Source organism: Spirillospora sp. NPDC046719 (genome assembly GCF_040645715.1).
In the GTDB taxonomy this organism is placed as follows: Bacteria; Actinomycetota; Actinomycetes; order Streptosporangiales; family Streptosporangiaceae; genus Spirillospora.
In genome coordinates this window covers 1-11,043 of sequence record NZ_JBEYYT010000328.1, presented here as the reverse complement: position 1 = coordinate 11,043, position 11,043 = coordinate 1, and the positions used below count along the sequence as shown (strand labels likewise).

General features: G+C 73.7%; 14 protein-coding genes. 7 read left to right on the top strand and 7 right to left on the bottom strand.

All coding sequences use genetic code 11. The features are described from left to right. Positions 1-156 precede the first annotated feature (156 nt). From ABZ914_RS37365 to ABZ914_RS37350, 4 genes are all read right to left on the bottom strand, one after another. The gene (locus tag ABZ914_RS37365) at positions 157-555 is read right to left on the bottom strand and encodes a VOC family protein (RefSeq protein ID WP_500199094.1); all 399 of its coding nucleotides are present in this window, start codon (positions 553-555) and stop codon (positions 157-159) included. An 11-nt stretch (positions 556-566) separates the two neighbouring features. Continuing rightward, positions 567-1,778, bottom strand: coding sequence for an ammonium transporter (locus tag ABZ914_RS37360; protein ID WP_500199092.1), 1,212 nt, complete (start codon positions 1,776-1,778; stop codon positions 567-569). A gap of 224 nt (positions 1,779-2,002) precedes the next feature. Further along, positions 2,003-2,524, bottom strand: a complete 522-nt coding sequence (locus tag ABZ914_RS37355; RefSeq protein WP_500199091.1) for an EF-hand domain-containing protein — start codon at positions 2,522-2,524, stop codon at positions 2,003-2,005. A 110-nt stretch (positions 2,525-2,634) separates the two neighbouring features. Then, a complete protein-coding gene (locus ABZ914_RS37350; protein WP_433238745.1) occupies positions 2,635-2,766 on the bottom strand; it encodes a hypothetical protein in 132 nt (43 codons plus the stop codon). Between the two features lie 429 nt (positions 2,767-3,195). On the opposite strand from ABZ914_RS37350, the gene ABZ914_RS37345 reads away from it, so the two are divergent. After that, entirely contained in the window at positions 3,196-3,963 is a 768-nt protein-coding gene (locus tag ABZ914_RS37345; RefSeq protein ID WP_500199089.1) for an oxidoreductase, read from the top strand. Positions 3,964-3,996: 33 nt separating this feature from the next. Here ABZ914_RS37345 and ABZ914_RS37340 read toward each other — a convergent pair whose 3' ends face one another. Beyond that, positions 3,997-4,893, bottom strand: a complete 897-nt coding sequence (locus ABZ914_RS37340) for a LysR family transcriptional regulator (RefSeq protein WP_500199088.1) — start codon at positions 4,891-4,893, stop codon at positions 3,997-3,999. An 87-nt stretch (positions 4,894-4,980) separates the two neighbouring features. Continuing rightward, positions 4,981-5,808: a helix-turn-helix domain-containing protein gene (locus ABZ914_RS37335; protein WP_500199087.1), complete on the bottom strand. Its 828-nt coding sequence runs from the start codon at positions 5,806-5,808 to the stop codon at positions 4,981-4,983. Positions 5,809-5,924: 116 nt separating this feature from the next. Here ABZ914_RS37335 and ABZ914_RS37330 point away from each other — a divergent pair, with 116 nt between their 5' ends. After that, positions 5,925-6,278 carry a VOC family protein gene (locus tag ABZ914_RS37330; protein WP_500199085.1) on the top strand — a complete coding sequence of 118 codons (354 nt, stop codon included), beginning with the start codon at positions 5,925-5,927 and terminating at the stop codon, positions 6,276-6,278. Positions 6,279-6,354: 76 nt separating this feature from the next. On the opposite strand, the gene ABZ914_RS37325 is transcribed toward ABZ914_RS37330, so the two are convergent. Then, positions 6,355-7,317, bottom strand: a complete 963-nt coding sequence (locus ABZ914_RS37325; RefSeq protein WP_500199083.1) for a helix-turn-helix transcriptional regulator — start codon at positions 7,315-7,317, stop codon at positions 6,355-6,357. 62 nt (positions 7,318-7,379) lie between these two features. Here ABZ914_RS37325 and ABZ914_RS37320 point away from each other — a divergent pair, with 62 nt between their 5' ends. From ABZ914_RS37320 to ABZ914_RS37300, 5 genes are all read left to right on the top strand, one after another. Then, positions 7,380-8,516 carry an epoxide hydrolase family protein gene (locus ABZ914_RS37320; protein ID WP_500199082.1) on the top strand — a complete coding sequence of 379 codons (1,137 nt, stop codon included), beginning with the start codon at positions 7,380-7,382 and terminating at the stop codon, positions 8,514-8,516. 100 nt (positions 8,517-8,616) lie between these two features. Further along, positions 8,617-9,216 carry a TerD family protein gene (locus tag ABZ914_RS37315; RefSeq protein WP_500199080.1) on the top strand — a complete coding sequence of 200 codons (600 nt, stop codon included), beginning with the start codon at positions 8,617-8,619 and terminating at the stop codon, positions 9,214-9,216. 80 nt (positions 9,217-9,296) lie between these two features. Beyond that, complete coding sequence (locus tag ABZ914_RS37310) at positions 9,297-9,668, top strand: BlaI/MecI/CopY family transcriptional regulator (protein WP_433145377.1); 372 nt, start codon at positions 9,297-9,299, stop codon at positions 9,666-9,668. Next, positions 9,665-10,555: a M56 family metallopeptidase gene (locus ABZ914_RS37305; protein ID WP_500199079.1), complete on the top strand. Its 891-nt coding sequence runs from the start codon at positions 9,665-9,667 to the stop codon at positions 10,553-10,555. Before ABZ914_RS37310 ends, ABZ914_RS37305 begins: the two co-directional genes overlap by 4 nt. 51 nt (positions 10,556-10,606) lie before the next feature. Next, positions 10,607-11,008, top strand: coding sequence for a hypothetical protein (locus tag ABZ914_RS37300; protein WP_500199077.1), 402 nt, complete (start codon positions 10,607-10,609; stop codon positions 11,006-11,008). The last annotated feature ends 35 nt before the right edge of the window (positions 11,009-11,043 follow it).

The window sequence follows — 11,043 nt, the reverse complement described above, 5'->3', positions numbered from 1 at the left end:
CCGCTCTCCGTCGGCCCGCCGATGCTCCCCCGGCCCCCCCCGCACCCCCCCGCCCCGCCCGCCCCCGGCCGGCCTCCGCGGCCCCTCGCGCCCTCCGCGGGGGGCCTCGCCCCTGTCCGCCTCGTCACCTGTCGGCTTCGCCCCCTGTCGGCTTCGTCAGCCGTCCGGCGGGCCGAGCAGGTCCCAGCGGTTCCCGGCGATGTCGAGGAACACCGCGACCCGCCCGTACGGCTCGTCGCGGGGCGCGGTGACGAACTCGACGCCCGCGCCCGCCATCCGCGCGTACGCGGCGTCGAAGTCGTCGACGCGCAGGAAGAAGCCCACGCGCCCGGCGACCTGGTCCCCGACGGCGCCGGCCTGGCGCGGGCCGTCCGCGCGGGCGAGCAGCACACCGGTCTCGGCCCCCGGCGGCCGGACGACCACCCACCGCTTCGGACGGCCGTCATTGGTCCGCGAGGGCGAGTCCTCGACCAGGTCGAACCCCAGCGCCCCGGTGAAGTAGGAAATGGCCCGGTCGTAGTCGTCGACGACGATGGTGATCAGTTCGAGTCGCACGCCCGCCAGTCTCAGCCGTCGGCGAAGGCCGCGTCCATCCCCGCGGCCTGCTCGGCCTCGGTCGTGCGCATCCGGAACAGCCGGTCGATGACCTTGCCGATGGCGAAGGTGACGAGGAAGGCGTAGCAGCCGACGGCGGCCACGGCGACGGCCTGCTTGCCCAGCACCGAGGCGGATCCCCCGTAGAACAGGCCCGCCGCGCCGCGGTCCCAGCCGGTGGCCAGGAAGCCGAGGGACAGCACCCCGACGGCCCCGCCGGCGCCGTGGATCCCGGTGACGTCCAGGGTGTCGTCGTACCCGGCGACCAGCTTCAGCTCCACCGCGTAGGTGCACACGACGGCCGCGACGACGCCGATGAGGAACGCGCCCTCGACGCTGACGAAGGCGCACGACGGGGTGATGGCGACCAGCCCGGCGAGCGCGCCGCTGGTGGAGCCGAGCCTGGTGAGCCGCCGGAACCGGAGCCATTCCACCAGCCGCCAGGTCAGCATCCCGGCGGAGCCCGCGATCATCGTGCTGACGAACGCCCGGGTCGCGAGCGCGCCGTCGGCGAGCGCGGAGCCCGCGTTGAAGCCGAACCAGCCGAACCACAGCAGGCCGAGCCCGAGCAGCACGAACGGGAGGTTGCCCGGCCGCGGGCCCTCCCGGCGCCGGAAGGCGACGCCCGGCCCGAGCACGAGCGCCATCGCCAGCCCGGAGATGCCGGAGTCGAGCTCGACGACGAGCCCTCCGGCGAAGTCCATCACGCCCCACCTGTTCAGCCAGCCGGACCCGGCGAACACCCAGTGGGCGACGGGGATGTAGACGAGCGTCACCCACACCACGACGAACAGCATCCACGGGCCGAACCGGGCGCGGCCCGCGATCGAGCCGCTGATGAGCGCGACGGTGATGATGGCGAAGGTCAGCTGGAAGCAGGCGTAGATCTGCTCCGGGATCCGGCCCTGCAGCGCCGTCGGCGCGATGTGGCCGAGCCGCCAGTCGCCCCAGCCGATGAGCCCGGCGCCGCCCGCGTCCTTGCCGAACGTCAGCCCGTACCCGTACAGGAACCACAGGACCGTGACGAGGCTGATGCTGATGAAGCTCATGTACAGCATCGTCAGCATGTTCTTCGAGCGGACCATGCCGCCGTAGAAATAGGCGAGCCCGGGGGTCATCAGCAGTACCATCGCCGTGCTCACCATGAGCCAGGCGGAATCACCGGTATTGAGGCCCGTCGACATATTCGAACCAATCGGTCGATTCACCTGGCGGAGCGCGGCACCGCGGCTCCTACCGATGGTTCGCCATTCGCGTGGCGGCGCAAACCACGCCTTCCATACCTTGACCGGTGATTGGCGAACGCCGATCTCGACGGCACCGGGACGCGGAAGACACGGTGACGCGGCAGGCGCCGGGGCGCGGGAGGCACGGTGACGCGGGAGGCGCCGGGACGGGGGAGGCGCGGTCAGCCGGGGACGCGTCCGAAGATCCGGCTGCCCGGGGCGGCGGGGTCGTCCCCGGCCCAGAACTCGTACCAGTGGGCGGCGAACTCCGCCCGGGAGATCGCGCCGTCGCCGTCCGAGTCCAGCAGCGCGAAGGCGTCGCCGGCGTCGGCGCGGCCGCCGCTCCACGCCTCGATCATCCGCCGGTACTCGGCCGGGGAGACGCGGCCGTCGCCGTCCTCGTCCACCGCCTCGAACATCGCGTCGGCGGTCGCGGTGACCGCGCCCGGCATTCCGTCGAGCAGGTCGACGACGGTCAGGACGTCGTCGATCGTGACCGCGCCGGCCGTCCGGGAGTGCGCGGCCAGGGTGTCCCACCAGCCGCGCATGACCGCGAGGAGCCGCTCCTCGTCGCCCGCGGACCGGACCGCCGCCCACCGGCGGGCGAGGTCGTCGAAGTCGGCCTGCCGGAGGGCGCCGTCCCCGTCGCCGTCCATGGCGTCGAAGACCAGCCGGACCTTGTCTCGCTGAAAGGAGGTCGCCACGCTCCCGTCGTCCCCGTTCCCTCGCCGGGGAACACTGCCCTCACGGCCCCCTCGGCGTCACAGCGCGGTGACGAACCGCTTGCCCGGAGTGACGATCACGGCCGTCCCCGTCAGAGGGACGGGCCGGGGCCGTCGTCGTTCAGCCATTCCCAGGCGATGCGCACGGCCTCGAGCGCGAAGCGCCCGAGGGCGGCGAAGGCCGCGACCTGCCGCCAGTTCCAGCGACGGTGATGCTTCCTCATCCCGATCACCTTCCCTCTCCCGCCCGTTGACACTGCGTCCGTCCACCACCACTCTCCGCAAGGAGATCGTACCCAGAACCATGCGGCAGATATCGAACACAAGTTCGAAGTCAGCTAAAATCAGGCACCCGCGCCCCCAGGCCCGCGACCGCGAGCGCCCGGCACACCCGAGCACTCCAGACGATCCCGCCGGCCACCGGGCGCCGCGCGAGCCGCCCGGGTCGCCTGACGGCGCGACCGGGACGCCATAGGAATCTCCTATAGCCTCCACTGTCTTTTCGTCTTTGCCTCTCGTCCTTTTCCGGCCGTACCGTGAAACGGCTCGACGGGGCGAGGTGCTCACCGTGATTTCTTCGACAATTCGTGGACCCGTGCACGTCGCTTCTTCTTCCGTCGAGCGGGCGAAACGCTATCGAGAGGACCATTGGCATGACCATGATGGAGAACGAAGCGGGAACGCGGGAACTCGCGGGAAAGCGAGCCCTGGTCACGGGCGGCTCCCGCGGGATCGGCGCGGCCGTCGTGCGCCGGTTCCTGGACGCGGGCGCCGAGGTGCTCACGACCGCGAGGTCGGCGACGGCCACGGTGCCGGACGGGGCCGCCTTCGTGGCGGCCGACGTGCGGACGAAGGCCGGAGCGGAGGCGGTCGCCGAGGCCGCGCGAGAAAGGCTCGGCGGGGTGGACGTCCTGGTCCACAACGCCGGCGGGGCGCAGCCGTTCAAGGACGCCGCCGCCATTCCCGACGAGGAGTGGCGGGAGGCGCTGGAGCTGAATTACCTCGCGTCGGTGCGGCTGGACGCGCTGCTGGTCCCGGGGATGCGGGAACGGCGTTCGGGGGCGATCGTGCACGTCTCCTCGGCCGCCGTCCTCACCCCGATGGGGCCGTTCCTGCACTACACGGCGGCGAAGGCGGCGCTGGAGAACTACAGCCGGGGGCTGGCCCTGGAGCTGGCCCCGTTCGGGATCCGGGTCAACACCGTGAGTCCCGGCAGGGTCGCGACCCCCGGCGGCGAGGTGACGCGGGAGCAGTGGGCGCGCCTGGACGTCGGGCCGGGCGCCACCGCCGCCACCCCGCTCGGGCGCGACGGCGAGCCCGACGACATCGCGCAGGCGGTGCTGTTCCTCGTGTCCGGCCGGGCGAGCTGGCTGACCGGGAGCAACCTCTTCGTGGACGGCGGCGAGTTCCCACGGGGGTGACGCCGGAGGCCGGCCCGTCAGGACACCGGCGAGTCAGGACACCGGCGAGAAGGAGGCGGACACCGACCACGTCTCCTGCCGCAGGAGATCGAGCAGGGCCGTCTCCGCCGGGCCCGCGTCCTGCCGGACGACGGCGATGACGGGCTGGGTGACGGCCGGGGACACCGGGCGCGCGAGGTGCTCGTGCCCCTGCGGGACCGCGGAGGCGGGGACGAGCGTCACTCCCAGCCCGTGCGCGGCCCAGCGCACGGCCGTCGCCGTCTGGGACGCGCGGGCGGCCGTGGCCGGGGACAGGTCGTTGCGGCGCAGCACGTCCAGCAGCACGGCGTCGAGCGCGCTGTCGCGGTCGAACCGCACCCACGGCTCCCCCTCCAGGTCGCGCAGCTCGACCCGGTCGGCGGCGAGGCGGGGGTGCCCGGCGCCCAGCACCACGACGAACTCCTCGCCGCCGAGGCGGTGGGCGTGGTCGGGGCTCTGGTCGCACGCCGCCATCAGGGCGAGGTCCAGCACGCCCCGGCGGCACAGCCGGTCCAGTTCGGCGGAGCTCGGCTCCTCGAAGACGGTGACCTCCAGCCGGGGGAAGCGGCGGCGCAGCGCGCCCAGCGCGCCCGGCAGCTGCCGCGTGCCGAAGCCCATCTGCGCCGCGACCACCAGCTCGCCGGCGAGCTCTCCGGCACCGGCCTGCGCCGTCGCCCTCGCCCGCCGCGCCGCGGTCACCGCGACCTCCGCCTCCCGCAGGAACGCGCGGCCGACGACGGTGGGCACCAGCCCGGTCGGCGTGCGGGCGAACAGTTTCACGCCGAGTTCCCGCTCCAGGCCGCGGATCTGCTGGGACACCGATGGCTGAGCGACGTGCAGCAGCTCCGCGGCCGCCGTCACCGAGCCCTCCTCGGCGACGGCCAGGGCGTACTCGTACTGGCGAAGGCTCATCGGCTCCCGTTCCCTCCCCTGCGGTGGACCGCGGTCCGGCCGGCCGTCATCGCGGTAATCACCATTACACCGGGGGAGGGGCGCGTTTTATTCCGGCCCGCCGGTCGGGCCGAGGCCCGCGTCCGCGGGACGGGCGGCGAGCAGCCGGCGCAGCGCGGTCGGCGTGCTGCCGAGGTGCTCGCGGACGGTGCGGGCCAGGTGCGCCTGGTCGGCGAACCCGAGGTCGGCGGCCAGGTCGGCGAGGCGGGATTCGCCCTGCGCCAGCCGGTCCATGGCCCGGCCGACCCGGACCCGGTTGCGGTAGCGGGTCAGCGACACCCCCATGTCCCGCGAGAACGCCCGGCTCAGCCGGTACGGCGAGACGTCCAGGAGCCGGGCGAGCGGGCACAGCCCCGCCGCCTCCGGCGCCCCCGCGATGATCGCCTCCCGGGCCGCCGCGACCAGCGTCCGGTCGGCGGGCCCCGGCCGTTCGGCCGGCCGTCCCACGGCCGCCGCGACGAGGCGGAGCAGTTCCTCCACCAGGGCGTAGTCGATGTCGCGGCCCTCTGCGGCGGCGAGCAGGCGGCGGTGGGCGAGATCGACGCGCGCGTCCACGTAGACCGTCGCCCCGCGCCCCGCCGGCCCGTCCGTGAGCTCTTCTCCGAGCCACGGCGTGAAGCTCACCGAGGTGCAGGCGTCGCCGCCGGCCGGGTGCGCGAACCGTTCCTCCGCGCCCGGCGCGGCCAGGTAGCCGACCGTCGGGTCCAGGTCGGCGGCGGCGCCGTCGGCCCACCTGCGGAACCGGCCCCGCCGGACGAGCACCATCCGGTGGTCCCGGTGCGCCTCCGGCTCGGACCACCGGACGTGGTCGGAGCGGCAGTCCACCGAGGTCACGGCGAACTGCGGCCGGGCGGCGAGGGTCACGGCTGACAGCACACCGCGGACGCTACGCCGCCGGTACGACGGAACGGCCCGCAAGGATCTTCAAGACCCGGCGGCGCCCCGGGACGGATGCTGGGCGGGCAAGGCGACGACACCAAGGAGCCACCGATATGACCGTCCGCACGGAACTCACCACGATCATCCTCGACTGCGCCGACCCCAAGGCGCTCGCCGAGTTCTACCGGCACCTGACCGGCTGGGAGATCACCCAGAGCGACGGCGACACCGCCTACCTGGGCGACGGTCCCGTTCAGCTGGCCTTCCAGCGCGTCGACGGCTACAAGGGACCCGGCTGGCCCGCCGACGGCAAGCACGCGCACCTGGACTTCAAGGTCGACGACGTCGACGAGGCGGTCCGGCGGTTCGAGGCGCTGGGCGCGGCCAAGCCCGAGTTCCAGCCGGGCGCGGGCGGGTGGACCGTCCTGACCGACCCCGAAGGCCACCCGTTCTGCATCATGTCCTGAACCGGAGCGGCACGGCCGTGCGGCGTCCCGGTCGCCGCACGGCCCGGCCGGCCGTCCGCCGCGACGTGCGGGCGCCTCATCGCCCCGTCGCGTCGGACGCGGCGCGGAGGCGGTCGGCCAAGACGGCGATCCGCTCGACCAGTTCCGGCGGTTCGTGCACCTCGAACCCGATGTCCATCAGGGCGACCCACACGACGATCTCGTCCAGGTCGTTCGCCCCGCACAGCAAGGTGCAGGTGTCCGCGTCGACGGGCTCCACCGTGCCCATCGTCGGCGGCATGTGCTCGGTCACGACCTCCGCGGGGGCGTGCATGGTGAAGCGCGCCCGGTAGCGGTAGGGAGCGGTGGAGATCGCCCGGGACAGGTAGGAGGCGAGGTCCTCGTCGGGCGGGTCACGGGGGACGAAGCGCGGCCCGTTCGGTGTCCGCAGGCGCAGCCGGTCGACCCGGTAGGTCCGCCAGTCCTCCTTGCCGACGTCCCAGCCCACGAGATACCACCGGCGTCCCGAATGCACGAGCCGATGGGGCTCGGCCGAACGGCTGCTCTCCCGGCCCTCGTGCGACCGGTAGTCGAACCGCAGCACCTCATGGTCGCGGCAGGCGGCGGCGATGGCGGTCAGCACCTCCGGGGCCACCGGTGCCGCCGCTCCCGTCATGGGCACCGTCATCGACTGGAGCGCGTGCACGCGGTGCCGGAGCCGTGACGGCAGCACCCGTTCGAGCTTCGCGAGCGCCCGGACGGACGTCTCCTCGATCCCGGCGACCGTGCCCCCGGCGGCCGTCCGCAGCCCCACCGCGACCGCGACCGCCTCGTCATCGTCGAGCAGCAGCGGCGGCAGGTCGGACCCGGCGCCCAGCCGGTAGCCCGGCGCGCCCGGCACGGCGTGCACCGGATAGCCCAGTGCCCGCAGCCGCTCCACGTCCCGCCGGACGGTCCGCATCGTGACGCCGAGCCGCTCCGCCAGCTCCGCGCCGGACCACTCGCGGTGGGTCTGCAGAAGCGACAGCAGCCTGAGGAGTCGCGCCGAGGTCTCCGCCATGTCCCCCATCCTGCGGCAACCTAGGACCGATCCCGTCCTAGGTGGTTCCTAGCGTTCAGGGCATGGCGAAAATCGACCCGTTCCGCATCGACATCCCGCAGGCCGACCTGGACGACCTCCACGACCGCCTGGCCCGCACCCGCTGGCCCGACGACCTGCCCGGCGTCGGCTGGTCGTACGGCGTCCCGACCGCCTACGCCAGGGAGCTGGCCGAGTACTGGCGCACCGGCTACGACTGGCGGAGGCAGGAGGCGGCGCTCAACGAGCACCCGCAGTTCACGACCGAGATCGACGGCCAGAACATCCACTTCCTGCACGTCCGCTCCCCCGAGCCGGACGCGCTCCCGCTCGTCCTCACGCACGGCTGGCCCGGGTCGGTCGCCGAGTTCATGACGGTCATCGGCCCGCTCACCGACCCCCGCGCCCACGGCGGCGACCCGGCCGACGCCTTCCACCTGGTGGCGCCCTCGCTCCCCGGCTTCGGGTTCTCCGGCCCCACCCGCGAGGCCGGCTGGAACCTGCGGCGGGTCGCCCGCGCCTGGGCCGAGCTGATGCGCCGCCTCGGCTACGACCGGTACGGCGCCCAGGGCGGCGACACCGGCTCGCTGGTCTCCCCCGAACTCGGCCGCGTCGCCCCGGAGAACGTCGTCGGCGTGCACGTCAACGGATCCCTCGGCTTCCCGACCTTCGCGCCCGACGAGACGGAGGGCCTCACCGAGGCGGAGCGGGCCCGGCTGGCCGCCTACACCGACCAGGACCGCTCGGGCTACGCCATGATCCAGTCCACCCGCCCGCAGACGCTGGCCTTCGGCCTGCACGACTCGCCCGCCGGGCAGATGGCCTGGATCGTGGAGAAGTTCAAGGAGTGGACCGACCCCGCCCACGACCTCCCCGACCAGGCCGTGGACCGCGACCAGATGCTCACCGACATCACCCTCTACTGGCTCACCGGCACCGCCGGATCGTCCGCCCGCCTCTACAAGGAGGGCGCGACCGACTGGGGGCAGCCCGTCGGGAAGTCCGACGTCCCGACCGGCGTGGCGGTGTTCCCCGGCGATGCCGGGATCCGCCGCGTCGCCGAACGCGAGCACAACGTGATCCATTGGTCGGAGTTCGACCGGGGCGGCCACTTCGCCGCCATGGAGGCGCCGGACCTGCTGGTCGACGACGTCCGCGCGTTCTTCCGGCTCGTCCGCTGAGGCGCGGCCCCTGCCGGAGGCGGAGAGCCCGTGCCACGGCGCCGCGCATCTGCTACAAGTGTAGTTTCAAGCGCGTTCCGGGGAGGCCGGGACGCGCGACGTGGCGATCGTGGAGCGGAGGCGTCGGACCGTGGCGGTGTCGATGGTCAAGGGGCAGCGGATCTCGCTGGAGAAGTCCGGGGGCGCGCTGGCCCTGGTCCGGATGGGCCTGGGATGGGACGCGGTCAAGAAGAAGGGGCTGTTCGGCAAGCGCGAGCAGGAGATCGACCTGGACGCCTCGTGCGTCCTGCTGACCGGCGACGGCGTCGCCGACGTCATCTATTTCGGCAAGCTCACCAGCGATGACGGCTCGGTGCGGCACACCGGCGACAACCGGACGGGGGCGGGCGACGGCGACGACGAGTCGGTGGTCGTCGACCTCGGCCGGGTCCCGGAGCAGGTGACCTCCCTGGTGTTCACCGTCAGCTCGTTCACCGGTCAGACCTTCGACGAGGTCGACAACGCCTTCTGCCGCCTGGTCGACGAGACGACCGGGGAGGAGCTCGCCCGGTATGCGCTGGGCGGCGGGGGCGGCCACACCGCGATGGTGATGGCCCGCCTGTACCGGCAGGGCGGCGGCTGGAAGATGAACGCCATCGGCGAACCGGGCCAGGGCCGGACGCTGCACGACCTGCTGCCCGCCATCGCCGCGCACGCGTAGCGGCAGGTCCCCGGACCGCCGGTAACGGCAGGTCCCCGGTCCGTGATCTCGGTTATTAGTACGCTTGTAGTAACCGAGGGGTGAGTGACGTGTCGCGTAAGGCGCTCGGGCAGTTGGAGGCGGAGGTCCTGGCGGCGCTCGCGGGACGGGGCGGTGAGGCCGGGACGGCCGAGCTGCTCCCGCACCTGGACGCCGACCTGGCGTACACGACCGTCAACACGGTGCTGTTCCGGCTGTACGAGAAGGAGCTCGTCACGCGTGTCCGCGTGGGCCGCCACTACCGGTACCGGCTGGCGGTGGACGAGTCGGAGCTGGTCGCCGGGCGCATGCGCGACCACCTGCGGCACGCCAGCGACCCGGGCGGCGTGCTGAGCCGGTTCGTCCGCACGCTCACCGCCGCCGAGGAGCGGAAACTGCGCGAGATCCTCGGCGGCCTGGACGAGCCGCGGTGAACGTCCTCACGTTCCTGCCGCTCGGCCTGATGACCACGCTGAGCGTGGTCCTCGGTCTCGCCCGGTTACCCGTCCACCCGGTGTGGACGGCGCGGCTGCTGGCCACGACCGGCGCGATGGCCGCCGTCGCCGCCCTCGGGACCGGGGTCTTCGTCGCCGTCAACTACGGGGCGTCGCTGGCGCCCGGAGCCGCCGCGCACCTGCCGGAGTGGGCGCTGTTCGGCGACGACCGTCCCGTGCCGGGCGCGGTCGGGATCCCGGTGACCGCGCTGACGCTCGCCGGGCTGCTCGCCGTGGTCCGGGCCGGCGCCCGGTGGACGCGCGAGCTGCGCGCCGCCGGCGACGACGCCCGGCGCCCGCTGGAGACGCCGCTTCCGATCGCGGTCGCCGTCCCGGGGCGGCGCGGCGGGGTGCTGGTCTCCCGCGGCCTGCTGCGCGACCTGACGTCCGAGGAGCTGCGGGTGGTGTTCGAGCACGAGGGCTCGCACCTGCGCCATCGCCATCACCGCTACCTGGCGGCCGGGACGGTCGCCGCGACGCTGCTGCCGTTCCTGCGGCCGCTGGAGGCCCGGCTCCGGCTCGCCGTCGAGCGCTGGGCGGACGAGGACGCCGCCGAGGCCGTCGGCGACCGCGCCCTGGTCGCCCGCACGATCGCCCGGGTCGCGCTCGCCCACCGTCCGGCGGCGGGTCCGGCGGCGGGGTTCGCCGATTCCGGGGTCGTGCAGCGCGTCGAAGCGCTGCTCGGCACCCCGCCCGCCAAGAACACCGTGACCGGGCCGCTGCTGCTGCTGGGCAACGGGTTCGTCACCAGCTCGCTGACCGCGGCCACGCTCCAGCTCGACCATGCCGTCGCGTCCGTCCTCCTCCCCTTGCTCGCGATGTGGTGACGGTGATCGTCCGCCTGCGGGAGGGACCTGCGCGACGGCTCGGACACGCCCATGGCCTGGGCGCCTGAGCCGGCGACCCGCAGGGACCTGCTCCTGGCGGCTGCCGTCGTCGCCGTGCAGGTGCTCGTGTGGGCGGTGCCCGACGTGTCGTCGGCCCTCGCGCGGGTCTTCGACCTCGGGACTCCGGGCTTCACCGACGAGACCGCGAAGACCTCGGCCGCCGTGCTCAGCACGTGCGTCGCCGCCGGTTCGATCGCCGTCCGCCGGATCGCGCCCGTGTGGGCCCTCGGTGGCGCACTGGTGGCCGCGCTCCTGGCGGCCGGCACCGGCGGAACCGCCGTGGCGTGGCCGTTCGCCCTGGTCATCGCCCTGTACTCGCTGGCCGTGCACCGCACGGCCGGACTCGCCGCCGCCGGGGCCGCCGCGACCTCGCTGGCCGTGGCCGCGGCGTGACATCGGAAGATCACAACTATGTACTCCAGTAACCT

Excerpts from the sequence above, each read along its gene's own strand:
- ABZ914_RS37360 (WP_500199092.1), bottom strand. The coding sequence starts at position 1,778 with ATGTCGACGGGCCTCAATACCGGTGATTCCGCCTGGCTCATGGTGAGC.
- ABZ914_RS37350 (WP_433238745.1), bottom strand. The coding sequence starts at position 2,766 with ATGAGGAAGCATCACCGTCGCTGGAACTGGCGGCAGGTCGCGGCCTTC.
- ABZ914_RS37345 (WP_500199089.1), top strand. The coding sequence starts at position 3,196 with ATGACCATGATGGAGAACGAAGCGGGAACGCGGGAACTCGCGGGAAAG.
- ABZ914_RS37340 (WP_500199088.1), bottom strand. The coding sequence starts at position 4,893 with ATGAGCCTTCGCCAGTACGAGTACGCCCTGGCCGTCGCCGAGGAGGGC.
- ABZ914_RS37330 (WP_500199085.1), top strand. The coding sequence starts at position 5,925 with ATGACCGTCCGCACGGAACTCACCACGATCATCCTCGACTGCGCCGAC.
- ABZ914_RS37325 (WP_500199083.1), bottom strand. The coding sequence starts at position 7,317 with ATGGCGGAGACCTCGGCGCGACTCCTCAGGCTGCTGTCGCTTCTGCAG.
- ABZ914_RS37320 (WP_500199082.1), top strand. The coding sequence starts at position 7,380 with ATGGCGAAAATCGACCCGTTCCGCATCGACATCCCGCAGGCCGACCTG.
- ABZ914_RS37300 (WP_500199077.1), top strand. The coding sequence starts at position 10,607 with ATGGCCTGGGCGCCTGAGCCGGCGACCCGCAGGGACCTGCTCCTGGCG.